The sequence below is a fragment of the Nonomuraea sp. NPDC049625 genome, assembly GCF_040675285.1.
Classification (GTDB): Bacteria; Actinomycetota; Actinomycetes; order Streptosporangiales; family Streptosporangiaceae; genus Nonomuraea; species Nonomuraea angiospora_A.
On sequence record NZ_JBFAOQ010000010.1, the window covers coordinates 303,989 to 330,336 of the forward strand.

General features: G+C 71.7%; 29 protein-coding genes and 1 pseudogene. 13 read left to right on the top strand and 17 right to left on the bottom strand.

Going from position 1 to position 26,348, the window contains the following annotated elements:
* The first annotated feature begins 2 nt into the window (after window positions 1-2).
* From AB0J87_RS38395 to AB0J87_RS38405, 3 genes are read left to right on the top strand one after another with little or no spacing between them, the layout of a single operon-like run.
* Window positions 3-1,178 carry an ABC transporter permease gene (locus AB0J87_RS38395; protein ID WP_363973804.1) on the top strand — a complete coding sequence of 392 codons (1,176 nt, stop codon included), beginning with the start codon at window positions 3-5 and terminating at the stop codon, window positions 1,176-1,178.
* Between the two features lie 15 nt (window positions 1,179-1,193).
* A complete protein-coding gene (gene cseB, locus AB0J87_RS38400) occupies window positions 1,194-1,859 on the top strand; it encodes a two-component system response regulator CseB (RefSeq protein WP_363973807.1) in 666 nt (221 codons plus the stop codon).
* Window positions 1,859-3,145 (top strand): HAMP domain-containing sensor histidine kinase, encoded by a 1,287-nt coding sequence (locus AB0J87_RS38405; protein WP_363974071.1) that lies wholly within the window; start codon window positions 1,859-1,861, stop codon window positions 3,143-3,145. The genes cseB and AB0J87_RS38405 overlap by 1 nt, the downstream gene beginning before the upstream one ends.
* Before the next feature lie 29 nt (window positions 3,146-3,174).
* On the opposite strand, the gene AB0J87_RS38410 is transcribed toward AB0J87_RS38405, so the two are convergent.
* The 4 genes from AB0J87_RS38410 to AB0J87_RS38425 form a co-directional block, all read right to left on the bottom strand.
* Entirely contained in the window at window positions 3,175-3,954 is a 780-nt protein-coding gene (locus tag AB0J87_RS38410; protein ID WP_363973810.1) for a maleylpyruvate isomerase family mycothiol-dependent enzyme, read from the bottom strand.
* Window positions 3,955-4,248: 294 nt separating this feature from the next.
* Complete coding sequence (locus tag AB0J87_RS38415; protein ID WP_363973813.1) at window positions 4,249-5,016, bottom strand: class I SAM-dependent methyltransferase; 768 nt, start codon at window positions 5,014-5,016, stop codon at window positions 4,249-4,251.
* Window positions 5,013-6,233 (bottom strand): riboflavin synthase, encoded by a 1,221-nt coding sequence (locus AB0J87_RS38420; RefSeq protein WP_363973816.1) that lies wholly within the window; start codon window positions 6,231-6,233, stop codon window positions 5,013-5,015. Before AB0J87_RS38420 ends, AB0J87_RS38415 begins: the two co-directional genes overlap by 4 nt.
* A 191-nt stretch (window positions 6,234-6,424) precedes the next feature.
* On the bottom strand, window positions 6,425-7,033 hold the full coding sequence (locus tag AB0J87_RS38425; protein ID WP_363973819.1) for a TetR/AcrR family transcriptional regulator: 609 nt from the start codon (window positions 7,031-7,033) through the stop codon (window positions 6,425-6,427).
* 74 nt (window positions 7,034-7,107) lie between these two features.
* On the opposite strand from AB0J87_RS38425, the gene AB0J87_RS38430 reads away from it, so the two are divergent.
* Window positions 7,108-7,791 (top strand): carboxymuconolactone decarboxylase family protein, encoded by a 684-nt coding sequence (locus AB0J87_RS38430; protein WP_350730538.1) that lies wholly within the window; start codon window positions 7,108-7,110, stop codon window positions 7,789-7,791.
* Between the two features lie 56 nt (window positions 7,792-7,847).
* Window positions 7,848-8,501, top strand: a complete 654-nt coding sequence (locus AB0J87_RS38435) for an SDR family oxidoreductase (protein ID WP_363973823.1) — start codon at window positions 7,848-7,850, stop codon at window positions 8,499-8,501.
* Here AB0J87_RS38435 and AB0J87_RS38440 read toward each other — a convergent pair.
* Together AB0J87_RS38440 and AB0J87_RS38445 are read right to left on the bottom strand one after the other, a co-directional pair.
* Window positions 8,483-9,730 (bottom strand): MFS transporter, encoded by a 1,248-nt coding sequence (locus tag AB0J87_RS38440; RefSeq protein ID WP_363973826.1) that lies wholly within the window; start codon window positions 9,728-9,730, stop codon window positions 8,483-8,485. The genes AB0J87_RS38435 and AB0J87_RS38440 overlap by 19 nt on opposite strands.
* Entirely contained in the window at window positions 9,727-10,824 is a 1,098-nt protein-coding gene (locus tag AB0J87_RS38445) for a MerR family transcriptional regulator (RefSeq protein ID WP_363973828.1), read from the bottom strand. The genes AB0J87_RS38440 and AB0J87_RS38445 overlap by 4 nt, the downstream gene beginning before the upstream one ends.
* A gap of 185 nt (window positions 10,825-11,009) precedes the next feature.
* On the opposite strand from AB0J87_RS38445, the gene AB0J87_RS38450 reads away from it, so the two are divergent.
* Window positions 11,010-12,029, top strand: a complete 1,020-nt coding sequence (locus tag AB0J87_RS38450) for an aldo/keto reductase (RefSeq protein WP_363973831.1) — start codon at window positions 11,010-11,012, stop codon at window positions 12,027-12,029.
* 4 nt (window positions 12,030-12,033) lie between these two features.
* Here AB0J87_RS38450 and AB0J87_RS38455 read toward each other — a convergent pair whose 3' ends face one another.
* Window positions 12,034-12,432 carry a nuclear transport factor 2 family protein gene (locus AB0J87_RS38455; protein ID WP_363973834.1) on the bottom strand — a complete coding sequence of 133 codons (399 nt, stop codon included), beginning with the start codon at window positions 12,430-12,432 and terminating at the stop codon, window positions 12,034-12,036.
* Between the two features lie 87 nt (window positions 12,433-12,519).
* On the opposite strand from AB0J87_RS38455, the gene AB0J87_RS38460 reads away from it, so the two are divergent.
* The gene (locus tag AB0J87_RS38460; RefSeq protein ID WP_363973837.1) at window positions 12,520-13,290 is read left to right on the top strand and encodes a helix-turn-helix transcriptional regulator; all 771 of its coding nucleotides are present in this window, start codon (window positions 12,520-12,522) and stop codon (window positions 13,288-13,290) included.
* Window positions 13,291-13,450: 160 nt separating this feature from the next.
* On the opposite strand, the gene AB0J87_RS38465 is transcribed toward AB0J87_RS38460, so the two are convergent.
* Entirely contained in the window at window positions 13,451-14,869 is a 1,419-nt protein-coding gene (locus tag AB0J87_RS38465) for a DHA2 family efflux MFS transporter permease subunit (protein WP_363973840.1), read from the bottom strand.
* Between the two features lie 84 nt (window positions 14,870-14,953).
* On the opposite strand from AB0J87_RS38465, the gene AB0J87_RS38470 reads away from it, so the two are divergent.
* From AB0J87_RS38470 to AB0J87_RS38490, 5 genes are all read left to right on the top strand, one after another.
* Entirely contained in the window at window positions 14,954-15,289 is a 336-nt protein-coding gene (locus AB0J87_RS38470; protein WP_363973843.1) for a helix-turn-helix transcriptional regulator, read from the top strand.
* 235 nt (window positions 15,290-15,524) lie between these two features.
* Window positions 15,525-16,019, top strand: a complete 495-nt coding sequence (locus AB0J87_RS38475) for an SRPBCC domain-containing protein (RefSeq protein ID WP_363973846.1) — start codon at window positions 15,525-15,527, stop codon at window positions 16,017-16,019.
* A gap of 199 nt (window positions 16,020-16,218) precedes the next feature.
* Complete coding sequence (locus AB0J87_RS38480; RefSeq protein ID WP_363973849.1) at window positions 16,219-17,232, top strand: hypothetical protein; 1,014 nt, start codon at window positions 16,219-16,221, stop codon at window positions 17,230-17,232.
* Window positions 17,229-18,374, top strand: coding sequence for a histidine kinase (locus AB0J87_RS38485; protein ID WP_363973851.1), 1,146 nt, complete (start codon window positions 17,229-17,231; stop codon window positions 18,372-18,374). Before AB0J87_RS38480 ends, AB0J87_RS38485 begins: the two co-directional genes overlap by 4 nt.
* Window positions 18,371-18,976: a response regulator transcription factor gene (locus tag AB0J87_RS38490; protein WP_363973854.1), complete on the top strand. Its 606-nt coding sequence runs from the start codon at window positions 18,371-18,373 to the stop codon at window positions 18,974-18,976. The genes AB0J87_RS38485 and AB0J87_RS38490 overlap by 4 nt, the downstream gene beginning before the upstream one ends.
* Before the next feature lie 20 nt (window positions 18,977-18,996).
* Here AB0J87_RS38490 and tsaA read toward each other — a convergent pair whose 3' ends face one another.
* Genes tsaA through AB0J87_RS38505 form a run of 3 tightly spaced genes read right to left on the bottom strand, consistent with a single transcriptional unit; the run spans window position 18,997 to window position 20,969 of the window.
* Entirely contained in the window at window positions 18,997-19,401 is a 405-nt protein-coding gene (gene tsaA, locus AB0J87_RS38495; protein ID WP_363973857.1) for a tRNA (N6-threonylcarbamoyladenosine(37)-N6)-methyltransferase TrmO, read from the bottom strand.
* A gap of 14 nt (window positions 19,402-19,415) precedes the next feature.
* A complete protein-coding gene (locus AB0J87_RS38500; RefSeq protein WP_363973860.1) occupies window positions 19,416-19,964 on the bottom strand; it encodes a helix-turn-helix domain-containing protein in 549 nt (182 codons plus the stop codon).
* Between the two features lie 57 nt (window positions 19,965-20,021).
* Window positions 20,022-20,969, bottom strand: a complete 948-nt coding sequence (locus AB0J87_RS38505; RefSeq protein WP_363973863.1) for a DUF1152 domain-containing protein — start codon at window positions 20,967-20,969, stop codon at window positions 20,022-20,024.
* Window positions 20,970-21,083: 114 nt separating this feature from the next.
* On the opposite strand from AB0J87_RS38505, the gene AB0J87_RS38510 reads away from it, so the two are divergent.
* Entirely contained in the window at window positions 21,084-21,335 is a 252-nt protein-coding gene (locus tag AB0J87_RS38510) for a hypothetical protein (RefSeq protein ID WP_355196388.1), read from the top strand.
* Between the two features lie 34 nt (window positions 21,336-21,369).
* Here AB0J87_RS38510 and AB0J87_RS38515 read toward each other — a convergent pair.
* From AB0J87_RS38515 to AB0J87_RS38540, 6 genes and pseudogenes are all read right to left on the bottom strand, one after another.
* Window positions 21,370-21,615: pseudogene (locus tag AB0J87_RS38515) on the bottom strand (CPBP family intramembrane glutamic endopeptidase); the annotation flags it as partial.
* Between the two features lie 32 nt (window positions 21,616-21,647).
* Complete coding sequence (locus tag AB0J87_RS38520) at window positions 21,648-23,084, bottom strand: HAMP domain-containing sensor histidine kinase (RefSeq protein WP_363973866.1); 1,437 nt, start codon at window positions 23,082-23,084, stop codon at window positions 21,648-21,650.
* Window positions 23,081-23,764: a response regulator transcription factor gene (locus tag AB0J87_RS38525; RefSeq protein WP_350730502.1), complete on the bottom strand. Its 684-nt coding sequence runs from the start codon at window positions 23,762-23,764 to the stop codon at window positions 23,081-23,083. Before AB0J87_RS38525 ends, AB0J87_RS38520 begins: the two co-directional genes overlap by 4 nt.
* Window positions 23,761-24,291 carry a GerMN domain-containing protein gene (locus tag AB0J87_RS38530; RefSeq protein WP_363973870.1) on the bottom strand — a complete coding sequence of 177 codons (531 nt, stop codon included), beginning with the start codon at window positions 24,289-24,291 and terminating at the stop codon, window positions 23,761-23,763. Before AB0J87_RS38530 ends, AB0J87_RS38525 begins: the two co-directional genes overlap by 4 nt.
* A 37-nt stretch (window positions 24,292-24,328) precedes the next feature.
* Complete coding sequence (locus tag AB0J87_RS38535; protein ID WP_363973873.1) at window positions 24,329-25,528, bottom strand: acyltransferase; 1,200 nt, start codon at window positions 25,526-25,528, stop codon at window positions 24,329-24,331.
* Entirely contained in the window at window positions 25,528-26,307 is a 780-nt protein-coding gene (locus tag AB0J87_RS38540; protein ID WP_363973876.1) for an SGNH/GDSL hydrolase family protein, read from the bottom strand. Before AB0J87_RS38540 ends, AB0J87_RS38535 begins: the two co-directional genes overlap by 1 nt.
* Window positions 26,308-26,348 lie beyond the last annotated feature (41 nt).

Genomic DNA, 26,348 nt, shown 5'->3' on the forward strand with positions numbered 1-26,348 from the left:
AGGTGCACCCTCGCGATCTGCTGAACGAGGCCGTGGCCGGGCTGCTGGCCCGCCCGGTGCGCTCGGCGCTGACCACGCTGGGCACGGTGCTGGGCATCACCACGCTCGTGGTCACCCTGGGCGTCGCCGCGACGGCGGGCAACCAGATCGTCGGCCGCTTCGACGAGCTCACCGCCACCTCCGTCACGGTCGAGGTCCCGGAGAACCCGTTCCCCCTGGTCGACTGGGCCGACATCGGCCGGGTGACCCGGCTGCGCGGGGTGGTCTCCGCCGCCGCCCTCGCCGAGTCGAAGCAGAGCGCCAACCTCAGCGTCCGTTCCAACGACATCGTGGACCCCACCCGGGTCACCGACCAGACCCTGACCGTGGTCTCCAGCAGCCCTGACCTGCCCGCCGCGGTCAAAGGCAGGATGATCGAGGGCCGCTACTTCGACGCCGGGCACATCGCCCGCGGGGACAAGGTCGTCGTGCTGGGCCTGCACGCGGCCGAGTTGCTGGGCATCACCCGGCTGAGCCGGGCTCCGGCCGTCTTCATCGGCACGCAGGCGTACACCGTCATCGGCGTCCTCGGCGACCTGCGACGCGAGAAGAGCCTCGCGAGCGCGGTCATGTTGCCACCGTCCGTCGGCAGGCGCTACGGCCTGAGCACCGTGACCCGGGTCCTGATCAACACCGGCCTCGGCGCCGCGGAACTGATCGCCAGGCAGGCCCCGGCCGCGCTCAGCCCCGGCAACGAGGCCCTCCTCCAGGTCGGCTCGCCGCCCAGCCCCACCAGGGCCCGCGATGCGGTGGAAGGCGACGTCGACGCCCTCTTCCTGATCCTCGGGCTGGTCTCCCTGGTGGTCGGCGCGGTCGGCATCGCCAACGTCACGCTGGTGACCGTGATGGAGCGCGTCGCCGAGATCGGCCTGCGCCGCGCCCTCGGCGCCGCCCGCCGCCACATCGCCGCGCAGTTCCTGCTGGAGTCCACCCTCACCGGCCTGACCGGCGGCGTCATCGGCGCTTCCGGAGGGATCGTCGTGATCGTCGCGGTCTGCGCCGTCAAGCAGTGGACGCCGGTCATGGACGTACGGCTGGCCCTCATGGCGCCTGCCGCCGGTGCCGTCGTCGGGCTGCTCGCGGGCCTCTACCCGGCCCTGCGCGCCGCTCGCATGGAACCGGTCAACGCACTTCGCTAGATATGGTGCCCTTTCATGACATCTCTGCTGCTCGTCGAAGATGACGCGGTGATCCGTGAGTCCCTCGGCCTGGCCCTGGAACGCTACGGCTACCGGATGACCACCGTCGCCGACGGGCTGAGCGGCCTGGAGGCGGCCCGGGCGGGCAGCCACGACCTCCTGCTGCTGGATGTGATGCTGCCCGGCCTGGACGGCATCGGCCTGTGCCGCAGGGTCAGGGAGTCCAGCCAGGTGCCGATCCTGATGATGTCGGCGCGCGGCGACTCGCTGGACGTGGTGTCGGGCCTGGAGGCCGGTGCCGACGACTATGTGGTCAAGCCGGTCGACATCCCGGTGCTGGTGGCCCGGATCAGGTCGCTGCTGCGCCGTACCACTGCTCCTGCCCCTTCGTCGGGCGTGCTGACGTTCGGGGAGCTGACGGTGGACCCGGCGGCGCTGGAGGTACGGCTCGGCGGGCGGCTGGTCGAACTGGCGCCGACCGAGCTGCGCCTGCTGCTGGAGTTCGCCGCCAATCCGGGGATCGTGCTGGAGCGCGCCACGCTGCTGCGTAACGTGTGGGACTACGGCTGGGACGGCGACAGCCGCGTGGTCGACCTCTGCGTGCAGCGGCTGCGCAGGAAGATCGGCACGGACCGGATCGAGACGGTGCGCGGGTTCGGCTACAAGCTGCGCAGGTCGTGATGCTGGGCTCGCTGCGCTGGAAGCTGGCGGCACTGATCACGCTGGCCTGCTGCGCGATCGTGACCGTGGTCGGGATCCTGGTCCACCGCACGACGCTCGAGCGCACGATGCGGCTGGGCGAGGAGCGGGCGCTGGTGTCGGCCGCGGAGGTCGCCGACAAGCACCGCAGGGACGCTCCTCCCGAGGAGGGACCGGTCCCGTACACCGAGTCGATCATGAGTGTGGACGAGCTGCCCCCGACCCTGCGCGCGCGGCTGGCCGTCGAGTCGCCCGCCACCTGGTACGACGACCTGCGGGCCGAACAGCGGTGGATGTGGGCGGCACAGCCGGTGGGCGATGGGCTCGTGGCCGCCCCGAAGGTCGACATGACCTCGGACATGCGCGGGCTGAGTGCCCTCGACCGAGCCATGGTCCGGGCCGCGCTGACCGCGCTCGCCGTGGTGCTGCCGGTCTCGATGGGCATTGCCGAGCTGGCCAACCGGCGCCTGCGCCGGGTCGCCGCCACCGCCCGCAGGATCGCGGACGGCGACCTGGACGCCCGCGTCGCCGCGGACCGCCGGGGCCTCTCCCGGTGGGGCGGGCGCGACGAGATCTCTGACATCTCCACCGCCGTGGACTCCATGGCGGCGAGCCTGCAGCACCGGCTGCTGGCCGAGCAGCGCTTCACCGCCGATGTCGCCCACGACCTGCGGACCCCGCTGATGGGCCTGGTCGCCGCGGTCGAGCTGCTGGAGGAGAGCGAGGCCACCGATCTGGTACGCGACCGGGTCCGGGTGCTGCGCTCGCTGGTGGAGGACCTGCTGGAGGTCTCCAGGCTGGACACGGGCGCCGAGGTCGCCGAGCGCGTACGGGTGCCGCTGGCCGAGGTGGCGGAGGAGTCCGCGGCCCGGGTGGGGGTCGAGACCTGCGTGACGGCCTCGGGTCATCCGGTGGCCGAGACCGACCCGCGCCGCCTGGACCGGATCCTCGCCAACCTCGTCCTCAACGCCCACCGCCACGGTGCGCCCCCGGTGGAGATCACGGTCCGGGACCACGTGATCGAGGTCCGCGACCGGGGGCCGGGCTTCCCTCCTGAGCTCCTCGCCGACGGCCCGACGCGCTTCCGCACGGGTGCCGCCGAACGCGGCCGCGGCCACGGCCTCGGGCTGACGATCGCGCTGGGCCAGGCCCAGGTCATCGGCGCCGACCTGACCCTGGCCAACGCCCCCGGCGGCGGCGCCGTCGCCACCCTCCGCCTTCCACGGGGCTTGCGCTCGACAGATCACTTCAGTGGACATTTGCCGTGACTTCGAGGAGCAGGCCCCACCACCGTGGGTCAGCCGTCGGTGACCCAGTCCATGTGTTCGATCCAGTGGTCGAGCAGCGCCCGATCCCCCTGCAATTCCAGCGTGGGAGCCGCATCCAGTGGGCGACGCCTGCTGATCACGAGCAGGAGCTCGACGGCTGGGCCGCGTACCACGACGTCCGCCTTGGTGTGCGTGCGCTCCAGCACGACCATGTCCGGTTCCCGGCGTGCCACCCACTCCCCAGGCGCGTCGGTTGCGTGGAAGTGCAGAGTCTGACCGCCCCCGCGCATCGCATCGGCGAAGCCCGCCCTGTTCTCCCAATAGCCGCGGGACGCCATCGTGTCCAGCCAGTCCTCGATGGCCGCAACGGCAAGCTCCGGAGCCAACTCGAACGGCATGCCGAGTGCCGCAGCCGCGTCCGCGCGATGCACGCAAGCCTCGGCGAACAACCGACGTGACCAGAACGGCACGCCTGCGGCGCCACCCGACGGATCCCACACCGGCCTGTCATCGGCGACCGATGCGAACGCCTGTCTCGCCTCGGCCGCGCCGTCGTTCAGCCAGGCGCGCCACTGGCCCGAATCGGCCGGACCCGGAACGTAGCCGGCGAACGCCCTGCTCGGCTCGGTCATCTGCTCACCCACGAGCATGGTGACCATACGCTGTGTCCCGCCGACATGGTCGACAAGATCGGCCAGCGTCCACTTCGGACATGTCGGCACCGGGGCCGCCGCATCCCTGCCGTGCACCCAATCGGCAAAGGTGCCCGTCTGCTCGACAACGGCCTTCACATACGCGGGTGTGTCCATTGCTGCACCTCCAAGTGCTTTGTGATCTTGCCGAAGTTCGGGGGCCAGGTCACTCAATGCCGGCCGCCGGTCGGTGTCGATGATCAGGGGCGAAACACCGCACTGATTGTGGCTTGCGGAAGCGCGCCTGACCAGGTCAGTGACCGGACATTCTCCGGACTTCGGCGGCGATCAAGGCAGCGGTGGCGTGCCGCAAGCGGACCTGACCGGGGCCTCCTGGGATTCGGACCCGCGAGCCGGCGTCTCGACCGCTTGGGACGGCCCTCTGCGTACCTGCCTGATCGCCGACCATCATCAGGCGGTGGCCGTGCTGGACGTTGTCACCAGGCGGTAGCCGAGGTCGAGCTTGTCGGCGTCGAGGAGAGCCCGGTGGCGTTCGTGCCAGCGCCCGGTCGCGAGGTCGGCGGCGAGGCGCCGCATCGCGCGCTCGACCCGCTCCTGGTCGAGGGTCGCCAGCGCGGAGATGGCGGCGCGGACCTGCGGGTCGAGGTAGCAGTGCGGGCGTCGCCAGTACGCGCCCAGGAACCCGTCGGTGCAGTCGGCCGGCACCGGGACCGGGACGACGGTCACCGGCGTTCCGTCACGCCGGAGGTGGGTCTCGACCACCGCGAGGGCGGCAAGCCGGGCGTCGGCTTCGGCGATCTCCGGGAGGTACTCCGCGACCAGCCAGAATCGTACCGTGACGGCGGGATCCCAGGTGAGGACGACCTGCCGGGCGGACACCCGGCGCAGCTCGGCGAGGCCCACGGCCGCGTCGGTCCAGTGGTGGACGGTGAGGATTGCCATCGCGGCGTCGAACGACCGGTCGGGGAAGGGCAGGGACTCGGCATAGCCCTGGACGACCGTCGCGGAGCCGGGAGGACGCTGCTCGATCATCACCGTGGACGGCTCCACGGCGGTGACCTGCCGGCCGCGCGGTTCGTAGGAGCCGGTCCCGGCGCCCACGTTGACCACCGTCCGGGCGGGCCCCAGGGCCTGGTCGATGAGGGCAGCGATCCGGGGGTCGGGGCGGCGGTGGTGGGAGTAGCCGAGCCCGATCGACTCGTACGGATTGGCGGTCACAGGTGCTTCCCGAGGTCGGCCACGTCCAGCAGGGGCAGGCCCCAGCGCAGGGCGGCGATCTCCAGGTCGGCGGCGCCGGCCATGGTGCCGTCGGGGTTCATGACCTCGCAGCACACCCCGACGGGCGGCAGCCCGGCCGCCACGCACATGGCCACGGTGGCCTCGGTGTGTCCGGCGCGTTCGGCCAGCCCTCCGGGGCGGGCGGCGAGCGGGAAGACGTGTCCCGGCCGCAGGAAGTCGGCCGGCCTGGCGTCCGGATGGGCCAGGCGGCGCACGGTCGCGGCGCGTTCGGCGGCCGAGACCCCGGTGCCGGTCCCGGAGGTCAAGTCCACGGGGATGTGCGGGCGGGTGCCGTGCCGGTCGCCGGGGCCGGGGACGGGGCCGATCTCCAGCCGGTCGAGGATTTCGGGCGCGCAGGGCACGGTCGGATGGCCGCACACCTGGGTGAGCAGGAACGTGAACGCCTCCGGGCGCAACCGGGCCCCCGCGAACACCACGTCGCCTTCGCTCTCCCGCTCAGGGTCCCAGATCACCACGGCTCCTCCGGCGGCGAGCTGCGTGAGCGCCTGCTGCACGCCGCGCGCGCCCGAGAGCCGTCCGGCCCAGGGAAGTGCCGCGACCACCTCGGTCACCGACTTCGCCAGGTCGGGCAGGCGGCGGCGGGCCAGGCGGACGACCAGGTCGGGCTCCAGGTTCACCCGATCGCCGACGGACAGCTCCGACAGCGTGGTGGCCCGCAGCGTCAGCGGGATCAGCGCCACCGAGAACCGGTCGCGGGCCACCTCGGCGACGGTCAGGCTGACGCCGTCGACCGCGATCTGCCCCTTCGCGACGACCAGCGAGAGGAAGCGCTCGGGCGGTTTGATCCACAAGCGCCGTGCGACCCCCTCGTCATCGATCCGCACGATCTTGCCCACGGCGTCCACGTTGCCCTGGACCAGGTGACCGGCGAGCGGGTCGCCCAGCGTCAACGGGGTCTCCACGTTGACCCGCGTGCCCGGCCTGATCTGGTCGAGGGTCGATCTGCGCCGGGTCTCCGCCGACAGCCCGGCCTCCAGCGGTTGCGTCTCGTGCGCGGTCCTGAGGACGGTCAGGCCCACGCCGTTCAGGCAGATCGAACCCGGCGCGCCGGCGGCGGCCCCGGGGGCACTGACCGCGATGCGCGCCTCGTCGACGGCCACCACCGTGCCGATTTCCTGGATATTTCCGGTGAACATGCGACACCACCTCTCGACAGCGGGAACCAGGGGCCGGACAGGCCCGAGAGGTGGCGGGGTGTCACCGCGTGGCCCGGAGTCGCACCGAGTCGTCCCGCCGGAACCGGCAGAACCGGCGGGCTGTCACCGCCGCACCTTGGAATCGCACCAATCAACCTTTTATCACCCGGCGGCCCGGGAGATCAAAGCGTCTAACCCAGAGAGATCCCGGCCAGCTTGATCAGGAACCGGTCGATCTGCGCCTCCAGCGGCGGCCAGGGCAGGTCGGGCTGGTTGACCCGCATCGACACGGCCCCGTGCACCGCCGCCCGGAGGTCGAGCGAGACCTCCGCGGCGTCGCCGGGGGCGGCGAGCCCGGCGTCCATGCAGCGCCGCACCGCGGCCGTGGTGCGCTCGCCCAGCTCCTGCTTGAACTCCATGCTGGCCCGCTGGTTGAGCGTGCTCTCGTGGAGGACCTTGTACAGGCCCGGGTGCCGGCGTACCCAGTCGCCCAGGTAGAGCAGCCGGGCGCGTAGGCGCGCCACCGGGTCTGCGGCGGTCTCGGCCTGGTCGAGGGCGCGTACGAGGTCGCGGTGGCACTGCTCCAGAGCGGCCAGGACGAGGGCGTCGCGGTCGGCGAAGTGGATGTAGACGGAGGTGGCGGCGATGCCGACCTCCCGCGCGACCGCGCGCATCGACAGGGCCTGGTCGTCGGCGAGCTCGTCGAGCAGCCGTAGGGCGGCCGTGACGATGTCCTCGCGCAGCCGCTCGCCCTGGCCTCGGGGGTTGCGGCCCCGGGAGCGGGGGTTGGTCACGTTCATGGGAGCCATTGTAACGAGACGGGCGTTGCACTACAGTCGTAGCGCTACAGCCGTACAGTTATCGAGGAGCATCGATGAAAGTCCACGCCAAGACGCTCGACCCGGTGTTCGCGGAGATGAGCGAGGCCACCGACCGCATGATCTGGGAGGAGATCACCGAGCTGTCCATGCGGGAGAAAATCCTGCTGTCCCTGGTCGGCGACGTCTGCCAACAGACCCTCGGGCTGCCCTTCGAGGCGCACGTGGCGATGGCGTACGAGAACGGGCTGTCCGCCGACGACCTGCGCGAACTCCTGCGCTTCATCGCCTACGACAGCGGCTACCCGGCGGCCCTGTCGGCGCTGGCCCGCCTGGTCGACATCGAACGCGAGCAGGGCCTGCCCGGCCCCACGGGCGACGGGCACCCGATCGACGCCGACGGGCTGACCAGCCCGATCCCCGCGCCGACCCGGCAGGCCGTACGCAATCTCGACCCCGCCTTCGCCGACTACATGGACCTGCAGTCGCGCATGCGCGCGGGGATGCGGCGGTTGACCGTTCGCGAGCGCGCGTTCGCGACCATGACCGTCGACGTGCTCTTCCAGACGCTGGAGGAGAGCTTCCGCGTCCACGTGACGCGGGCCCTGAAGGCGGGCGCCACGCCGGAGGAGGCGCGTGCCGTGGTGCGCTTCTCCGCCCAGTTCGGCCTGACGAAGGCGTGGCGCGGCATGCGGGCGCTGAATGCCCTGTTCACGGAGGCGGGCACGGTCTTCGCCTGATCCGTCCCCGCGAGGTAGGGTGAGTGAATACTCACCTACCGAGAGGGGCGACACTGATGAGACTCGCGGTCTTCGGCGCGACCGGCGGCATCGGCCTGCAGCTCCTGCGCCAGGCCCTCGGTCTCGGCCACGAGGTCACCGCCGTCGTACGCGACGCGTCCCGGCTGCCCGCCGAACTGCGCGGGCGGCTGGACGTCGTCGAGGCCGACGTGATGAACCCCGACGCCATAGTCCCGGCGGTCAAGGGCTGCGGGGCCGTGCTGTCCGCGATGGGCACGCGCGATCGCGGCCCCACCACCGTCCACAGCGCCAGCACCACCTCGATCATCCAGGCCATGACCCAGGCGCAGGCCCGCCGCATGCTGCTGGTCAGCGCCAGCGGCCTGGTCGCCGACGCGGGCGACGGCGTTTTCACCCGGTACGTACTCAAGCCGCTCATCGTGCAACGCCTGTTCCGACACTCCTACACCGACCTGGCCCGGGCCGAGGAGCTGCTGCGCGCCTCCGACCTGGACTGGACCATCGTGCGACCCTCCCGGCTGCTCGACACCGAGCGGCCCGGCCACTACCGGACCGCACGGGACCTCAACATCAGAGGAGGGCTCAGCACCACCCGCGCCGACGTGGCCCACTGCATGCTCGACCTCATCGACGACCCGTCGTCCGTCCGCCACGTCGTCTCGGTCGCCTCTCAGGGGTCGGCGGTGTAGTTGCGCAGCTCCGGCAGTGCCCATGCGACCACGGCCACGGTCACCGTGGTGAGCAGCCCGCCGACGCAGATCACCAGCCGGTGATCGAGGATCGAGGTGGCGGCCCCGTGCAGCAGGTTCGCGAGGTGCGGGCCGCCGAAGAGGACGACGGTGAGCGAGCCCTGGATCCGGCCGCGCATGGAGTCGTGGGTGTGCGCCTGCGTGATGGCGTTGCGGAAGGTGCTCAGCACGAAGTTGACCGCACCGCCGAGGACGAGCGCCACCAGGGCGAGCCACAGCTGGGCGGCCAGCCCGAGGAGCGCCACGGTGATGCCCCACGCCGCGGCGGCCGCCGCCATGAGCGCGGCGTGGCGTCGGGCCCGGGTGAACGTGCCCGACATCAGCCCGGCCGTGACCACCCCGGCCGGATAGGCGGCGTACAGCAGCCCCAGCTCCAGGCCGCCTCCCGCGGGCCCGCCGTAGGTCTGCTGGGCGAGCTCCGGGAACAGGGCCGTCGGCATGCCGAAGACCATCGCAGCGAGGTCCACCAGGAGCACCGCCACCAGCAGCCGGCTGGCCGCCAGATACCGGAACCCGGCCGCCGACCGGCGCTGCGTGGCCGGGTGGGGTCGGGGCGGCAGCGGCGGGAGCTTGACGACCGCCCACACGACGGCCAGCAGCGCGACGGCGTCGAACAGGTACAGCGCACCGAGCCCGACCACCGGTATCAAGGCGCCGGCCAGTACCGGCCCGAGGATCGACCCGGCGTAGCGGGTCAGGGAGCTGAGGCTGTTGGCCGCCGGCAGGAGCTCGACCGGGACCAGGCGGGGCACCACGGCGCCCATCGTGGTCATGATCGCGGCGAAGGACAGTCCCTGGCAGGCGACCAGCACCATCAGGACGGGGACGAAACGTCCGCCCAGCACGGCCTGCGTCCACAAGGCCACGTACGTGAGCGCCAGGCCGCAGTGGGCGGCCAGCAGCACCTTTCGCCGGTCCATGACATCGGCGAGCGCGCCCGCCCCTAACGCCGCCACCACCAGCGCGACGAACGACACCGCCCCCGCCACGCCCACGGCCGCCGAGGAGCCGGTCACCGTGAACAGCTGCGCCGGCACGGCGACCACGCTGAACGAACCACCGACGGCGCAAACCGCCGATGACACCCACAAGCGCCGGTAGGCCGCGATGGCCAGCGGGCGGCGGTCGACGGTGTAGGCGCCGAGTGACCGGGCCGTTGAGGTGATCACCGTCCGGCCTCATCGGCGTCCAGGCTCACCACGTCGGCCACGACGCAGGCGATGTTGTCGGGGGCGCCGGCGGCGTACGCCAGCGCCACCAACTCGTCGAGCACCTGCTGGGGGGCGCCGGGCCCGGTCAGCGCCGCGCGCAGCGCTCCGGCCGGGACGACGGTGGACAGCCCGTCGGAGCACAGCAGGTACCGGTCGCCGGCCGCGGCGGCGTGCAGCGACAGTTCCGGCCGGGCCCCGCCCGTACCGGTCAGCGCTCGTGCGAGCAGCGCGCGCTGCGGATGCGAGGCCGCCTCCTCCACGGTCAACCGGCCCTCGTCGACCAGCCCCTGCACATAGGTGTGGTCATGGGTGATCTGGAACAGCTCGCCGTCCCGCACCAGGTACGCCCGGGTGTCACCGATGTGCACCAGCGCCAGCCGCGACCCCGACCACAGCAGCGCGGTCAACGTGGTCACCGCCTCACCCGACGGCGTCGAGGCGGCGATCTCCCCGATGGCCCGCTCGGCTTCTCCGACCGCCTCGGCGAGCGCGCCGAGCAGGTCCTCGGCCGGTACGGCCAGCGTCTCCAGCGGCTTGAGCGCGTCGACGGCCGCCGCGCTCGCCAGGTCCCCGCCCGAGCCGCCGGCCCCGTCGGCCACCGCCAGCAACCGGGGGCCGGCGTAGGCGGTGTCCTGGTTGCTCGTACGCACCAGGCCCGACTCCGACCGGGCCGCGTAACGGATCCCCAGCATCGTCGCCGTCTCTTCCACGGTGCTTCCCCTCCCCGACAGATAGTCGACGAGGAACGTGGCCAGCTCTCCACGGGCGGCGGTCTCGGCCAGCACCTGCTGCCAGTAGCCGGCGATCTCCTCGGCCGCCGCGCCCGCCGGCAGGTCGCACACCCGCCGGATGCGTGCCAGCGGCATGCCCAGCCGCCGCAGCCAGGCGATCAACCGGGCCCGCTCCAGCTGTCCCGGATCGTAGAACCGGTATCCGGACTCGCCGTCCACCGCGGCCGGTCGCAGCAACCCGAGCTGGTCGTAGAGCCGCAGGGCCTTCGGCGACAACCGCGCGGCCCGAGCGAACGCCCCGATCGTCAGCAGCCGCACCATTCCTCCTCGTCCCGGCCACCGTGGCCGGTACCGACGATGCTGCGGCTTCACCCTAGGGGAAGGTCAACACCGCACTTTCCGGAAACCAGTTCCGCATGCACAGCACGGGCAAGTTGCCAAAACGGAACCACATTCCCTATCTTTATCGGAACACGGTTCCGTTTAATCCAGGAGGAAACGCAGTCATGCAGTACCGCACCTTGGGCCGTACCGGTGTGCAGGTCAGCTCCCTCGTGCTCGGCGCGATGAACTTCGGCAGGATCGGACGCACCACCCAGGACGACGCCACCGCCATCGTCGACGCCGCCCTCGAAGCCGGGATCAACCTCATCGACACCGCCGACATGTACAGCGACGGCGAGTCGGAAGAGATGGTCGGCAAGGCCATCGCCGGCCGCCGCGACGACATCGTGCTGGCCACGAAGGCGAGCCTGCCGATGGGCGAGGAGCGCAACCATCAGGGCGGCTCGCGCCGCTGGCTGGTCACCGAGCTGGACAACAGCCTGCGCCGCCTCGGCGTCGACCACGTCGATCTCTACCAGATCCACCGGTGGGACCCGACGACCAGCGACGAGGAGACGCTGTCGGCCCTGACCGACCTGCAGCGCGCGGGGAAGATCCGCTACTTCGGCTCCTCGACCTTCCCCGCCCACCGCGTCGTCCAGGCCCAATGGGCCGCCCGCGAACACCACCTGAGCCGTTACGTCACCGAGCAGCCCAGCTACTCGATCCTGCAGCGCGGTATCGAGAGCCACGTCCTGCCCGTGACCGAGCAGTACGGGCTCGGCGTGCTGGTGTGGAGCCCGCTGGCCTCGGGCTGGCTGTCGGGCGCGATCCGGCAGGGCCGGGAGATCGCCACCAACCGCTCGGCGTTCATGCCGCGGCGCTTCGACACCTCCATCCCGTCCAACCGCACCAGGCTCGACGCGGTCGAGCGACTGGCGAAGGTCGCCGACGCGGCCGGGCTGACGATGATCCAGCTCGCGCTCGGTTTCGTGACCGCGCACCCGGCCGTGACCAGCGCGATCATCGGCCCCCGCACGCTGGGCCACCTGCGCTCGCACCTCGCCGCCGCCGACACGGTGCTCTCCGCCGACGTGCTCGACGCCATCGACACGATCGTCGCGCCCGGCGTCGACCTGGCCCCGGAGGAGAAGTACGACACTCCGCCTTCCCTGCTCGACCCGTCGCTACGCCGCCGCTGATCGCTCAGGCGGACTCCCACCACACCAGATTGGCGGCCACCTGGGCCACCGGCTCGATGATCTCCCACGCCTCGGCGATCAGCCCGTCGTCCAACCGCCAGATGTCGACGACCGCGATCTCCGGCCCGGCACCGGGGAGCCGGCGTCGCGAGTACATCACGACGTGATCACCCTCGGCCAGCACGTGATGGATCTCGACCTGCATGCCGGCGAGCGGGCCGAGCGCGGCGCGCACGGCGGCGAGCCATTCCGCCTTGGTCGACGAGGTCGGACCCGGCCGGTGATGGACGAAGTCCTCGCTCAGCAACGGCGCGAGCGCATCGACGTCGCCCGTCGCGACCAGTGCCGCCAGCGCCCGCTGGACGATGCTCTTGTTGTCTGTGGTCAGGTTCTGCGTAGTCATGGCGGCAGTGTTTCGACCGTTGCCCACGGTTGTCGATGAACTCGCATTTCATGGCGCCCGGCGCCACGAGGAGTAGCATCGACGGGCATGTACACGGTCGGGGAGCTGTTGCGGCAGTGGCGGCATCGGCGGCGAATCAGCCAGCTCGATCTCGCGATCGCCGCCGACGTCTCGGCTCGTCACGTCAGCCTGGTGGAGACCGGCAAGTCCAACCCGAGCGCCGACATGATCCTCCGGCTCGCGGATCAGCTCGAGGTGCCGTTGCGTGAGCGCAACCGGCTGCTGCTGGCCGCCGGCTTCGCACCCCGCTACGCCGAGCGGCCGCTCGGCGGGGACGCGCTGTCGGCGGCCTGGGGCGCGGTCGAGAGGGTGCTCCGCGCACACGAGCCGTACCCGGCGCTGGTCATCGACCGCCGGTGGAACATCGTGATGACCAACCGCGCTCTCGGCCCGTTCCTCGCGGACGTCGCCCCCGATCTGCTGCGGCCGCCGATCAACATGCTGCGCCTGGGACTGGACCCGCGCGGGCTCGCCCCTCGGATCGTCAATCTGGCCGAGATGCGCGTGGTGCTCCGTACCCGGATCGCGCGTCAGCTCGCCACCGCCCCCGACCCCGAGCTCACCGCGCTCTACGAGGAGCTGCTGGCGCCCGGCTCCGAGGACGCGGGCCACCCCGTCGAGTCCGAGGTCGTGATCCCGATGATCTTCAACTTCGGCGGGCGGGAACTGCGGCTGTTCTCGACCACCACGACGTTCGGCACCCCGATGGACATCACGCTGGACGAGGTCGCGATCGAGTCGTACTACCCGGAGGACGCGGAGAGCGCCGCCTACTTCGAGAACCTCGTCCGTGCTTGACCGGCGCCGTCGCCGACCTGCCTCTGCAGCGCGGTCACGAGGTGGTGGCGTACGGTACCCCGCCGTGCGATGGCACAACTACGCCGAGTGGGCCAAGACAGTCGACTGGGACAGAGTCCTCGCAGGTTAGCTCCCCCGAGCGGGGCCGGTTGACGGCTCATCAGGACGGTGTCGTGACGGTGGGTGCCTGCGGCGTGGAGACCTCCGCGGGCCTGGACCTCACCAGCCACAGGCCGGTGAACGCGGCGCCGGCCAGGGTGACGACGCCGGCCGCGACGAAGGCGCTGTCGAGGCCGGCCTCGAAGGACGCGCCGCCGGCCTCCCGGGTGCGGACGACGGCTCCGAGCACCGCCACGCCGAGCACCGCGCCGATCTGCCGGGTGGTGCTGCTGATGCCCGACGCGAGGCCTCCCTCCTGCGGGCTGACCGCCTGGATGGCGGCGCCGGTCAGCGGGGACATGGTCAGGGCGAACCCGATGCCGACGATGGCCAGCCGCCACCACACGTTCCCGTAGCCGGTGTCCGCGTGCACGAAGCCCAGCGCCAGCAGCCCCAGCCCGGCCAGCGCCAGGCCGATGGTGACCACGATCCGGAAGCCGTACCTGGCCGCGAACCGGCCCGCGAACGGGCTGACGATCACCATGGCGAGCGAGGCGGGCAGGGTCTGCAGGCCGGCCAGTAGAACCGAACTGCCCTGAACGTACACGAAGAACTGGGAGAAGAAGAAGGACGAACCCATGAGCGCGAAACCCACCACGACCATCGCCGTGTTGGACACCGTGAACAGCCGCTGCCGGAACAGCCGCAGCGGCAGCATCGGCGTCGCACCACGTCCTTCGACGACGACGAAGACGGCGAGGATCGCCACCGCGGCGGCGAAGGTGCCCAGGATCACCGGCGAGGTCCAGCCACGGGAGCCGCCCTCGATCAGCCCGAAGGTCAGCGCTCCCACGCCCAGCACGGACAGGACCGTCCCCGGGAGGTCGATCGCCGGCGCGTTCGGATTGCGGGACTCGCTCAGGACGCGCATACCGACCAGCAGCAGGATCGCGCCGATGGGCACGTTGACGAGGAAGATGGCGGGCCAGCCGAAGGCGTCCACCAGGATGCCGCCGGCCAACGGTCCGGCGGCCAGGCCGATCCCGCTGAATCCGGCCCACAGCCCGATCGCCTTGACCCGTTCCTGCGGAACGGGATACGCGGCGGCGAGCAGGGCCAGCGAGGCGGGGCTCAGCGCCGCGGCCCCGATGCCCTGCACCACCCGACCGGCGATCAGCCAGCCGAGCGAGGGTACGACGGAGCACACCACGGACGCGACGGTGAACACCACGACGCCGGCCAGGAACACCCGCTTGCGACCGAAGCGGTCGGCGAAGACGCCGCCGGACAGCAACAGCATGGCGACCAGCAGCACGTAGGCGTCGACGATCCATTGCAGGCCGGTCAGCTGGGTGTGCAGCCGCTGCTGCATGTCGGGCAGCGCCGCGCCGACGATCGTGCTGTCGAGCAGCACCATGAACTGGCCCAGGCAGGCCACTGCGAGTAACGCTGTCCGGTTCGTGCTTCCGTGTGCGGTCAAAGCTGCTCCCTCTCATGGGGCGGATGCTCTGGCACACCATAGTTCGATAATTCCGAAGTGTCGAAGCGTTGTATTGTGGAGGGCATGCGACCGCTACCCCAGCCGGCGCGCGAGTCGTTGACGCTCGCGCCAGTCCTCCACGCGCTCGGCGATCCGGTGCGCCTGGAGCTGGTACGGCGGGCCTGGGACAACCCCGAGTCGACCTGCTCCGCTCTCGCCGACGGCCTGGACGTGCCGCTGTCTACGCTGTCCAACCACTGGCGGATCCTGCGCGAGGCCGGGCTGATCACCATGACCGTCGACGGCCGGCACCGGCGGATCCGGCCGCGCGCCGACGATCTGAGCGACCGCTTCCCGGGCCTGCTCGACCCGATCCTGCGCCTCAGCGCGGCCGACCCGCCGGACGGCGGCCCGCAGTGAATAAGGGAGCAGGCCGTAAGCGAGAATGATCGAGCGTCCCGGGTGCCGTCCGCAGGCCGCCGCCGGCGGGCTGCCCAGGATCCGCGGGTTCGGCGGCCACGAGTGGTCGGAGCCGGGCGGGCGCACCGCCCGGCCGGCCCGGAACTCATCACCTGTCTCGTGACATTTACATCTGTCTGCCACGGGCCCTCACGAGGAGGATCGTTCGCGTAACCGCACCTCAAAGGGAGCAATCATGACCGTCCCACCCGTGGCCAAGACCGTCCGGATCGAGCGCACCTACGCGACCACGCCCGAGCACGTGTGGCGCCTGTGGACCACCAGTGCCGGCATCGAGTCCTGGTGGTCGCCCGACGGCTTCACGGTCAACGTCGGGAAACTGGACCTGCGGCCCGGCGGCGAGCTGATCTACACGATGACCGCGACCGCGCCCGAGCAGATCGCATTCATGGAGGGCGCCGGGCTGCCGCTGAGCACCGAGTCGCGCAAGACCTTCGTCGAGGTGGACGAGCCCACGCGGCTCTCCTACACCTCGCTGGCCGACTTCATCCCAGGGGTGGAGCCGTACGACTTCCTCACCGTGGTCGAGATCCAGTCCACCGGCGACGGCGTCCACGTCGTCATGACCATGGACGCGATGCACGACGAGGAGTGGACCCAGCGCCTGACGGCCGGCCGCGGCAACGAGCTGGACAACCTCGGCCGGGTCAGCGACGCCGGAGAAGTCTGATCCCCTCACGCTCGTGGTGCGCATCGTCTCTCCCTTGAACGGTCACGACACCGTTGCTCTAGCCCCCCGCCTGCGCCGCCGCGCGATCGGAGCGGATCCAGGTCGCCGCCATGCCGGCCCGTCCAGGACGCCCACCCGCGCCGGATCCGGCACCCGGCCGCGGCCTCTACTCTGGTCAGCCAGGACGCGAGGACGGGCGGTGGGAGGATTGGCGGAGCTGTGGCGATCCGACCGCATCGTCCGGCTGGCGCCGGTCGGCGCGGTCGCCTGCAGTGCTCTGCTGCCGGTGGTGCAGGTGATGCTGGCGTTCGGCTACATGGGCAACGACACCCGCACGGGGCTGTGGAGCCTCGCGGCGGTGGTGACGTACCTGCCGCTGCACCTGCGCCACGTCTGGTACGCGGCGCACGCGCGGCGGCCACCGGCCGGCGTCTGGACGTTCGCCGTGATGGCCGCCGTCATCCTCGGCGCCACTCCCTTGGCCGGGAACATGTGGCCGCGGTCGTACGCGGCCCTGGTGGTGTCGGCGCTGCTGGTGCTGCCGGCGCCGTGGTCGTACATCGTGTACGTGACGGTGGCGGCCGCGGCGGCGCCGATCGCCTACGCGCTGGGGCTGCCGTGGACGACGGCGCCGTGGCTGCTGTTCTCGGTGCTGGGCGGGAGCGCGGCGCTGCTGCTGCTGGTCTGGCTCCCCGCCGCGCTGACGCGGCTGCGGACGGCCAGGGAACTGCTTGCCCAGCAGGCGGTGGCACAGGAACGCCGCCGCCTCGACGACGACCTGCGCCGGAGCCTCGGCCGCGCGCTGGAGTCGATCGCGGCGCGCGGCGAACAGGCCGGGCGCAGGCTCGGGGGAGCCGCGCCCGAGGATCTGTCGGACGAGCTGGCCGCGCTCGCCGACGACTCCAGACGTACGCTCGCCGACGCCAGGCAACGCGTACGCGGCTACCGTCAGCCGTCGTTGCGCGCCGAGCTGGAGACCGCCGCGACCCTGCTGGCCGCGGCCGGCATCGAGACCCGCCTCGAACTTCCACGCGGCGGCGTCCCCGACGCCATCGCCCCGCAGTCCCGGGCCGCGCTGCGCGCGACGGTCACCCGGCTGCTGCGCGCCGACGCCGTACCCTCCTGCACGATCACGGTGACCTCCACGGACGGCCGCCTACGGCTGGAGCTGCGCACCGGCGAGGCCACCGAGACGATCGAGATACCGGCATGACCGCGTCCATCCCGCCCCGCTGGGTGCTGCGGCACCCGCACTGGCCGCTGATCGCCCTGCACGTGCCGCTGACCCTGCAGGTGCCGGTCTACACGATCCTCGGCATGGACGGCCCGCCCGGCAACCCGGTCGCCGCGATCCTGGGGGCCGCCGCGGCCGGCGCGATCCAGCTGCGGCACAGCCTCGCGGCGGCCCGGGGCGAGCGTCCCGCGGGCTGGCCCTGGAGCCTCGCGGCGCTGGTGCTGCTCGCGGACCTGCCGATCTGGTGGCTCGGCTCCAACTGGGAAGCCCTCGGGATCTTCGCGCTCGCCTCGATGATGACCTTGCTGCGCGGGGGGTGGGTGCTGGCGGTGGCCGCCACGCTGCAGTTGACGGCCAACGCCACCAGGGAGGTGCTGACGATGCTGCAGAGCCAGAGCACGATCCCGCAGGCTCTCCTCCTCGGCCTGTATGCGGTGGTCGTCACCGGCCTGTACGCCGCGGCCCTGGTCGGTGGCGCCCGGCTGGTCCGGCTGCTGAACGAGCTGGACGCCGCCCGTACCGAGCTGGCCGCGACCGCCGTCGGCGAGGAGCGGATCCGGGTCTCGCGCGACCTGCACGACCTGCTCGGCCAGAGCCTGTCGGCGATCGCCCTCAAGGGCGACCTGGCGCTGCGGCTGCTCACCAGGGACGCCGTCGCCGCCCGCGCCGAGATCGAGAGCCTGACCGGCGTGGCCCGCGACGCGCTGCACGACGTACGCGCGATCACGCGGGACCAGCACGCCGTGTCGCTGCGTACGGAGATCGACGGGGCCGCGGCCCTGCTCGGCGCCGCAGGCGTGGAGACCCGGCTCGACATGGCCGACCTGCGGTCGCTGCCCGGGTCCGCGCAGAGCGCCCTGGCCTGGGCCGTCAGAGAGGGCACCACGAACCTGCTGCGCCACAGCGAGGCCGGCTCCTGCACCATCACGCTTTCCCGGCAGCACGGGAGAATACGGCTGGAGATCGTCAACGACGGCGTCCGCGGCGCCGCCGGCCTTGGGAGCGGCTCCGGGCTCGCCGGGGTGGCCGAGCGGGCCGAAGCCGTGTCCGGCTCGTCCGAGGCCGGTGTCCGTGATGGCCGGTTCCGGCTGTCGGTCGAGGTTCCCGAGGAGGTCGCGTGATCCGCGTGCTGATCGCCGAGGACATGCACATGATCAGGTCCGCGCTGGTCGCGTTGCTGTCGCTGGAGGACGACATGGAGGTGGTCGCCGAGATCGAGCGCGGGGACGAGGTGCTGGACGCCGCGCTGCGGGTACGCCCCGACGTCGCGGTGCTGGACATCGACATGCCGGGCCTGGACGGGCTGTCGGCGGCCGAGCAACTGTCCGCGCGGGTTCCCGACTGCCGCACTCTCGTGCTCACGGGGCTCAGCCAGCCGGGCAACCTGCTGCGCGCGCTGAAGGTGCACGTCAAGGGCTTCATCGTGAAGGACGCCCCGGCGCAGACCCTCACGGACGGGATCAGGCGCATCGCGGCGGGGGAGCGGGTGATCGACCCCGAGCTCGTCGCCGCCGCTCTCGAGACCGGCAGCAGCCCGCTGACGGCCCGCGAGACCGAGGTGCTGCGCGCCGCGGCGAGCGGCAACCGCGTCGCCCAGATCGCCACCCAGCTCTCGCTCTCGCAGGCCACGGTGCGCAACTACCTGTCGAACGCGATCAGCAAGGTGGGCGGGCGCAACCGCATCGACGCCATCCGCATATCTCGCGACGCCGGCTGGCTCTAGACATGTCAGTGCTCGGTCTGTCAGCGGTCGGGGGTGAGGAGGGGTTTGACGTCCAGGATCGGGGTCGCGTCGAGGGCTTCGAGGTTGCGGACGTGGACGCGCGTGCCGTCGATGGCGAGGATGTGGACGACGTGCAGGCCGATCGGGTTGGGACGGTCGGGCGCGCGGGTGGCGAAGACGCCGGAGAGCGGCCGGGTGGTCTCGCCGCGCGGGTGAACGGTGAGCCTCTCGCGGTCGGCGCGGTCGAGCCAGGTGAGCAGCAGGACGTCGGCACCCGGGGCCAGGCCGTCCAGGGCGGGGGCGTACCGATCGTCGAGGACGAGCCAGGCCTCGGGCGCTCCCTCGTCGGGCTGCCGGGGCGCCGCCGCCCGATCGGTCAGCGTCGACTCGACGCGCCCGATCGGGCGCAGCGTGTATTCGGTCAAGGTCCTGGATCCTCTCACTCGGTCTCGGCCGCGGACGCCTGCTCGATCGGGAAGAAAACCGGGCTGAGCAGGTATTGCGCGCGATCCGGCGTCGGCTCGTTGGCCAGCAGGGGCAGGATCACGCGCCGCAGCTCGATGATCATATTCTCCAGTTCGTCGCGGTTGAGCCAGACGGCGTGCTGCCGGTAGCCGACCAGGTCCGCGGCCGGCTCGGCGCTGTCGCGATCGAGGTAGGCGTTGAACTCGGCCACCAGCACGGCCATCGACGTGGCGAACACGCGCCGGTGGTCGTCGGCCGACAGCGCCGCCGCCGCGTCGGCGTCCACGATGACCCGGTCAAGGCGTAGCCGGTAGCGGCGTTCCACCGCGCCGCGCACGCGCCGCTCGTCGGCCACCTCCAGGATTCCGTTGGCCGCGAGCAGGTCGACGTGCCGGTAGATCATGGCCTTCGAGCTGTCGGGGATGCGGGCGCACAGTTGAGCGGTGGTGAGTTCGCGCCCTCCGCGCATCGCGTGCACGATCCGCAGCCGTACCGGATGCGCCAGCAGTTCCAGGGTGTCCACCTCGCAACGGTCTCATGCCGTGCCACCATTACACAAACACGAGAACGGTGGCTGCTTCTAGTGCGGGAACGCCTTCGGCGGGCGGGGCGTCACCTCGTCGCGGAACGCCTCGATGACGGAGTGGACCTGGCGCATGAGCACGGTGTCCCGGAGCCGGTCCAGGTAGAGCGAGCGCCGGGCCAGCGCGTCGAGGTCCACGGCGAAGTAGATGGCCATCAGTGGATTGACGAACAGTTCGCTGCCCTTGGTCCTGTCGGTGAAGCGCACATCCCCGAACTCGCCGCGTACGGCCGCCGCGATCGAGCCGTTCACGATGCTCGGGTACGCCGGCAACTCGGCCTGGGCGTGGGCGACGGCGTCGAGGTAGAGCGCGCCCGCCTTCGTGGACCTGGAGACGGAGAACGCGCCCAGGTAGGCGCCGTCGCGCTCCAGGGCGGCCAGGTTCTCCAGGACCTGTGCGTGGTTGACGCCGTGATAGGCGTCCACCCCGAAGCCCAGGCAGGCCACGATCTTCTCGGGGACGTCGAGGGCGTGGGCGGCGGCCAGGCTCGTCATGTCGTCGGCCGGCGTGCCGAGGCCGGCCTCGTCGCCGCGCATGAGGATGTCGGTGCCGCCGTCCACCAGGACGACCGCGTCCAGGTCGAGGTGCGCGGCGAGCTTGGCGTACGCGGCCTGCAGCGGGCGGACGCCGACCTTGGGGAAGGCGTACACGGTCGACGGCTGGCCGTGCATGGCCAGCCAGCGGGCCAGGCAGCCCTCGGGGAAGTACCAGTCGCGGGCCTCGGTGTCCGGGCGTATCTCCGCGACGTCCTCGAACAGCCAGACGTCGAGATCGAGGGCGTCGAGGTGGCTGAACGACAGGTTCGCCAGGTGCACCTCCTTGCCGGCCTCCCGGAGGGTCAGGGCGAGGGGTAACCCGGCGTACACGTCGGAACCTCCGCCTGCGCCGGCGACGAGGATCCGGCTGCAACGCTCAAGCCGGGCGGACAGGGGCGATCCGAACATGCATCACATCTTGCACTGTGGACAGCACGATCATCGCTCGCGCTGCAGGCGTCGGCCCGGGGTTCGGGGCCGTTCATCAGCGGGCGCTGCGATCAATGTGGCAGAGTGCGGGGCATGAAGCCCGATTTGCGTCTCGACGTTCCGGCGGACTTCGACGACTCCGATGCCGACTCCCAAGTCCATCCGATGGCCAGGTTGCTGTTCCCCGCACGGACCGCCGCGGAAGCGTTCGGCAAGGCCCAGGAGTGGGTGGGGGCTCACAACGTATTTCTGGTGGACGTCTCGTGGGACTACGCGACCGGTGAGGCAGAACCGTACGTCCTGAGCATCTACTTCGTCTTCGAGGACGAATCCGAGCCGGCGTGAGCCACGGCCCGGCGCGGGCGGTGGCGAAGTGAAGGCTGATCGGTAACCACAGCGAGCGGGTCGCGACGTAGGCGGCGGCCGTCATGGTTCCTCCCGTCAGGGCGAGCGAGAGCGTCCCCCACAGCGTGGCGTTGACGTTGACCAGATGCGTCGCGCCGAACAGCACGGCGGACACGACCAGGGCGATCACGGTGCCGGTATGTTCCTTTCCGCAGTGATCCTGCGGCAGAAGGGAGGCTAGGGAACGGAGCGGGCCATGCCATCCCACCGGAAGGGACATTCGGGATGGCTCTCACGGGGGATGGGACGAATTCAGGGTGAGGTCCGAGGGAGGGCGAGGGCCAGGATGGCTCCGCCGTGAGGGGCGTTGGCAGCGGTGAGGGTGCCGCCGTGCAGGCGCGCGTTCTCGGCGGCGATGGCCAGGCCCAGACCGCTGCCCTCGGTACGGGTACGGGCGGCGTCGCCTTTGGTGAACCGGTCGAAGACGTGGGGCAGAAGGTCGGCGGGGATGCCGGGCCCGTCGTCGGAGACGGTGACGACGATCCGGTCGGCACCGTACTGGACCTGGATGAGGACCGACACCGCCGGGCCGCCGTGCCGCAGCGCGTTGCCGACGAGGTTGGCGAGGATGACATCGACCCGGCGCGGGTCGAGGCGGACGCGCAGGCCCGGGGGGATGTCGGTGCGGACCCGATCGTGCCAGTGCCGCAGATCGAGCGTCTTGGCGATGAGCTCGCCCAGGTCGACCTCGTCGAGATTCAGTACGGCGGCGCCGGCGTCGAAGCGGGACACCTCGATCAGGTCCTCGACGAGGCGGGTGAGCTTGCGCGTCTCGTCGGAGACCAGCTGCAGCGCCTCGGCGGTGAGCGGCGCGAGGCGGCCGGAGGCGGCGTCTGCGTCGAGGACTCCGGTGACAGCGCTCATGGCCGCCAGCGGCGTACGCAGCTCGTGGGAGACGTCGGCGGCGAACCGGCGCGCCCGCGCTTCCATGTCGCGCAGTGCGGCCGCGTCGGCCTGGAGCGTGGCCGCCATGGTGTTGAAGGTGCGGCCGAGGTCGGCGAGTTCGTCGTCGCCGGTGACGCTCACGCGGGTGTCCAGGCTGCCTCCCGCCATCTGTTCCGCGGCCGTGCGCAGCCGCCGTACCGGTCGCAGCAGTCTGCGCGCGGCCAGCAGCGCGGGGACGATGGAGGCCAGAGCGACGGGGAGGGCTCCGGCGCGGGCGGCGGCCGCCAGGCTGTCCACGTCCTGCTGCTGGGAGGCCAGGGAGAGGGAGGCGTAGACGACGAGCGGCGGGGAGTCGTGCGGGCGTGCGGCGGCGGTGACGGGAAGGGCCACGGCCAGCCAGGGCGTCCGGGCGTGGTGGAAGCGCTGGGCCAGCGCGGTGCGCGCCGAGGCCGCCTGGTCGCGCAGCTGCGCGGGCAGCGGCGGCACCTGCTTCCCGGCGGCGATGAGCGGGCCGCCACGATAGGACAGCGCGGTGTGCCGGCCCCGCGTGCCCATCGCCAGGTCCAGCTGCCGGGCCAGCTTGCGCAGATCCGCCTCGGCGGGGTCGGCGGGCAGGTCGGGCGTCCGGGAGGTGAGGTTGGCGCGTAGTTCCTGCAGGACGTCGGCCTGGACGCGTTCGACGATCGCGGTGCGGCCCTGCCGGTAGGTGATCGTGGCGGCGGTCAGCGCGCTGATCGTGGAGACCAGGAGGAACACCAGGACCAGCTGGGCTCTCAGGCCGCGGGCGCGGGCGAAGCGGATCACAGCGGCCCGAACCGGTAACCGAAGCCGCGCACGGTCTGGATGTAGCGGGGGTTGCGAGGGTCGTTCTCGATCTTGGCTCGCAGCCGCATCACGCACGCGTCGACCAGCCGGTAGTCGCCGTGGAAGCTGTGCTCCCAGACCTGTTCCAGGAGTTGCTGGCGGCTGAAGGTCTGCTCGGGCGCGGCCGTCAGGAACAGCAGCAGCTTCAGCTCCGTCGGCGCCAGCGCGAGCTGCTCGCCGTGCTTGAGCACGCGCAGGGCGACCCGGTCGACGAACAGGTCGCCGTGGGTGGTGCGCGCCTGGTCGGAGGAGGCGGGCTGGGTGGTACGGCGCAGCACCGCGCGCATGCGGGCCTCGATGACCTCGCTGCTGGCCGGCTTGATCACGTAGTCGTCGGCGCCGGCTTCCAGGCCCACGACGACGTCCACGTCATCGTCGCGGGCTGACAGGATCACGATGGGCACCTGGCTGAAGGCGCGGATGCGGCGGCAGGTCTCCAGGCCGCTCATGCCGGGCAGCATGAGGTCGAGCAGGACGATGTCGGGCGCGCTCGCGATGAGTTCGGCCAGTCCTTCCTCGCCGGTCGAGACGAGCAGGGTCTCGTGGCCCCTGTGGCGCAGGCCGAGGCTCACGCCGCGGCGTACGGCCGGGTCGTCTTCTATCACCAGGACGCGGGTCATGAGGAGGCTCCCTGGTGGGCCGGGACGGCCGACCCGCTCTCGTCGCACCTGACGGGCCAGGGCGGGCCCGGCATGCCGGGCTCGAACACCTCGATCACCGGGTCGTCGCCGACGTCCGGGGCCTCAGCGGCCGTACAGACCAGCTGGCTCACCGCAGCCGGGCGCAGGTCACGCACCAGCCACGGCAGATGCAGCTGTACGCGGCCCTTGGCCGTCCTGGCGCGGACCGGACGTGGCGCCGAGGGCAGTTGCGTGATCAGCCCCCGTGCCCGCTCGGCCGCCGTGGGGCCGTCGAGCAGCGCGTCCATGGCCTGTTGCACCCGGGCGGCGGCCGATGCCGGCCGGGAGACCGGCCAGGTGCCCTGGGGCGTGACGAAGTACACCCGCAGTGAACTACCGAGGTCTTCGGTCAGGCCGCCTTGGACCAAGTCACCGGCGGAGCGCACATCGGTGTCGCTGATTCCACAACCCGCCAGCGTCGCCGCGGCGACCAGGCCGGCCGCCACGTGGCATAAGACCCTCGGCATGTGTCCGTTCCCCCGTTTCCTGGCGCGAACCGTCCTGTCATGGCTGGCTGAGCCTGCTCACGTCGACCGTCCCGGCGCCGGGCCGCGGCCGCGGTATCGCCGCCCACAGCGCCGCCGCCATGACCGCCGCGGCGGCCAGTGCCGCCCATCCGCGCCGCCCGGTGGCCCAGCCGGTGCGCAGCCGTATCGGATCTTCGACGGTGGCCTTCGAGACTACCGCAGCCAGCAGTGACAGCCCGGCCGCGATGATCGTCCAGCCCCAGCCGCCGAACCCGGCCACCGGCCGGGGCAGCAGCAGGTAGACCGGCCAGTGCCACAGGTACAGGCTGTAGGACAGCTCGCCCAGCCGGCGCGGCACGGTGCTGCCGATCACCCGACCCGCCAGGCCGTCCGGTGCGTTGGCCAGGAGCGCGATCAGCGCAGCGCCGGCCAGGGAGTGTGCGAACATCCCGCCCTGGAACAGGCCGGGGGCCTTTTCCCCGCCGGTCAACAGCCATGAGGCCGACAGTCCGCACAGCAGCAGGACGCAGAGCACGTCCACGGCGGTACGTGACAGGCCGGCCACCGCGTTCCGGATGGGCGCCGTGGCGGCGGCCGCGCCGAGGAGCAGGGAGAAGGCCCGGGTGTCGGTGCCCTCGTAGGCGCGGGTGGTGTCCACGGCCGCCCCGAGCCTGATCATGAGCAGAAGTGAGACGAGCGCGCCGGCCACCGCGACGAGCGCCACCCGCCGGTGCCCGCCGGGCCCTCTCCCGGCCACTGCCAGCATCAGAGGCCAGGCCAGGTAGAACTGCCATTCGACGCCGATGCTCCACAGGTGGGCGAACAGGCGGGTGCCGGAGGCGTTCCAGTAGCCGATCCGCTCGCCGATGTAGTGCCAGTTCACGCTCTGGGCGGCCACCCACGGCGCGTCCTGGAGGGCGTACCTCAGCAGGTCCGGCCTGGCGAACGCCCAGGCCAGCAGCAGGGTTGAGGTGACCATGAAGGTCAGCGCGGGCAGCAGACGGCGGGCCCTGCGCTCCCAGAAGGCCGCCAGGCGGAGACCGCCGTTCCTGCCGAGCTCCTCCAGCAGCAGGCCGGTGATCAGAAAGCCGGACAGGACGAAGAACAGGTCGACGCCCAGGAACCCGCCGCGCAGGTGCCCGGCGTGAAACAGCAGGACCGCGGCGACAGCGAGCCCGCGCAGCCCGTCGAGCGCGCCGACATGCGCGCGACGCGGGGCCGACGTCGTCGGTCCCATCAGCCGCAGCCGAGTTTGGCGAAGCGCTCGTCGCCGGTCCACGGCCCGGTGGCCCAGACGCCGGGGGCGGCCGGGGTGAAGCCGGCCAACTCGCCGAGCTGCTTGGCGAACCAGGTGGCGAAGGCCGCCGAGCCCTGCTGGCAGGAGTGGACGCCGTCCTTGGCGCGCTGGGCCTTGGCGGCGGCGTAGTCGCTTCCCCACAGCGCGGAGGCGTCCAGGTAGCGAACGTGCGTGGCCTTGGCGGCCATCGCCGGCGCGGTCTTGATCGCGTTCTCGTGGGGCTTGTAGAAATCGTCGATCTTGAACGGCGGCGCGGACACCAGTACGAGCTCGGCACCGGCGTCCGCGGCCGTTCGGGAGAGCTTCTGGTAGGCCGACAGCTGTTGGCGGGCGGTGCCCCAGTCGTAGGTGGTGATCTGGTAGGCGATCACCGTCGGCCGGAAGGAGGCGAGGTTCTCCTTCAGCGTCTTCCAGGTGTCCCTGGCCGCCATGGCCGTCACCTCGTGGTCACCGGCGACGACGTTGCCGCCGCCGTCGGACGTGGCGTTCTTGAACGCCACGCCCGCGGCCTTCAACGCCGCCTCCAGCGCCGGGGCCTGCGCGCCCGCGATGGAGTCACCCATCCAGAGCACCTTGACGCCGGTGGCGGTCTGCTGGGTCGCCGCGCCGGGGGAGGTCGCGGACGCGCCGCAACCCGCGAGTGTGAGCCCGGTCGCGACAGCCAGGATCAGGCCGGTGTACCCGTGGTGGAACCGGCGAGAGAGGTTCGTCGATCGCATGGCCAGCAGGCAATCAGACGAATTCGGAGCTCAGCCGGGTT

Coding starts and splice junctions, on each gene's coding strand:
- cseB (WP_363973807.1), top strand. CDS start 1,194: ATGACATCTCTGCTGCTCGTCGAAGATGACGCGGTGATCCGTGAGTCC.
- AB0J87_RS38405 (WP_363974071.1), top strand. CDS start 1,859: ATGCTGGGCTCGCTGCGCTGGAAGCTGGCGGCACTGATCACGCTGGCC.
- AB0J87_RS38410 (WP_363973810.1), bottom strand. CDS start 3,954: ATGGACACACCCGCGTATGTGAAGGCCGTTGTCGAGCAGACGGGCACC.
- AB0J87_RS38420 (WP_363973816.1), bottom strand. CDS start 6,233: ATGTTCACCGGAAATATCCAGGAAATCGGCACGGTGGTGGCCGTCGAC.
- AB0J87_RS38425 (WP_363973819.1), bottom strand. CDS start 7,033: ATGAACGTGACCAACCCCCGCTCCCGGGGCCGCAACCCCCGAGGCCAG.
- AB0J87_RS38430 (WP_350730538.1), top strand. CDS start 7,108: ATGAAAGTCCACGCCAAGACGCTCGACCCGGTGTTCGCGGAGATGAGC.
- AB0J87_RS38435 (WP_363973823.1), top strand. CDS start 7,848: ATGAGACTCGCGGTCTTCGGCGCGACCGGCGGCATCGGCCTGCAGCTC.
- AB0J87_RS38445 (WP_363973828.1), bottom strand. CDS start 10,824: ATGGTGCGGCTGCTGACGATCGGGGCGTTCGCTCGGGCCGCGCGGTTG.
- AB0J87_RS38450 (WP_363973831.1), top strand. CDS start 11,010: ATGCAGTACCGCACCTTGGGCCGTACCGGTGTGCAGGTCAGCTCCCTC.
- AB0J87_RS38455 (WP_363973834.1), bottom strand. CDS start 12,432: ATGACTACGCAGAACCTGACCACAGACAACAAGAGCATCGTCCAGCGG.
- AB0J87_RS38460 (WP_363973837.1), top strand. CDS start 12,520: ATGTACACGGTCGGGGAGCTGTTGCGGCAGTGGCGGCATCGGCGGCGA.
- AB0J87_RS38470 (WP_363973843.1), top strand. CDS start 14,954: ATGCGACCGCTACCCCAGCCGGCGCGCGAGTCGTTGACGCTCGCGCCA.
- AB0J87_RS38475 (WP_363973846.1), top strand. CDS start 15,525: ATGACCGTCCCACCCGTGGCCAAGACCGTCCGGATCGAGCGCACCTAC.
- AB0J87_RS38485 (WP_363973851.1), top strand. CDS start 17,229: ATGACCGCGTCCATCCCGCCCCGCTGGGTGCTGCGGCACCCGCACTGG.
- AB0J87_RS38505 (WP_363973863.1), bottom strand. CDS start 20,969: ATGTTCGGATCGCCCCTGTCCGCCCGGCTTGAGCGTTGCAGCCGGATC.
- AB0J87_RS38510 (WP_355196388.1), top strand. CDS start 21,084: ATGAAGCCCGATTTGCGTCTCGACGTTCCGGCGGACTTCGACGACTCC.
- AB0J87_RS38525 (WP_350730502.1), bottom strand. CDS start 23,764: ATGACCCGCGTCCTGGTGATAGAAGACGACCCGGCCGTACGCCGCGGC.
- AB0J87_RS38530 (WP_363973870.1), bottom strand. CDS start 24,291: ATGCCGAGGGTCTTATGCCACGTGGCGGCCGGCCTGGTCGCCGCGGCG.
- AB0J87_RS38535 (WP_363973873.1), bottom strand. CDS start 25,528: ATGGGACCGACGACGTCGGCCCCGCGTCGCGCGCATGTCGGCGCGCTC.
- AB0J87_RS38540 (WP_363973876.1), bottom strand. CDS start 26,307: ATGCGATCGACGAACCTCTCTCGCCGGTTCCACCACGGGTACACCGGC.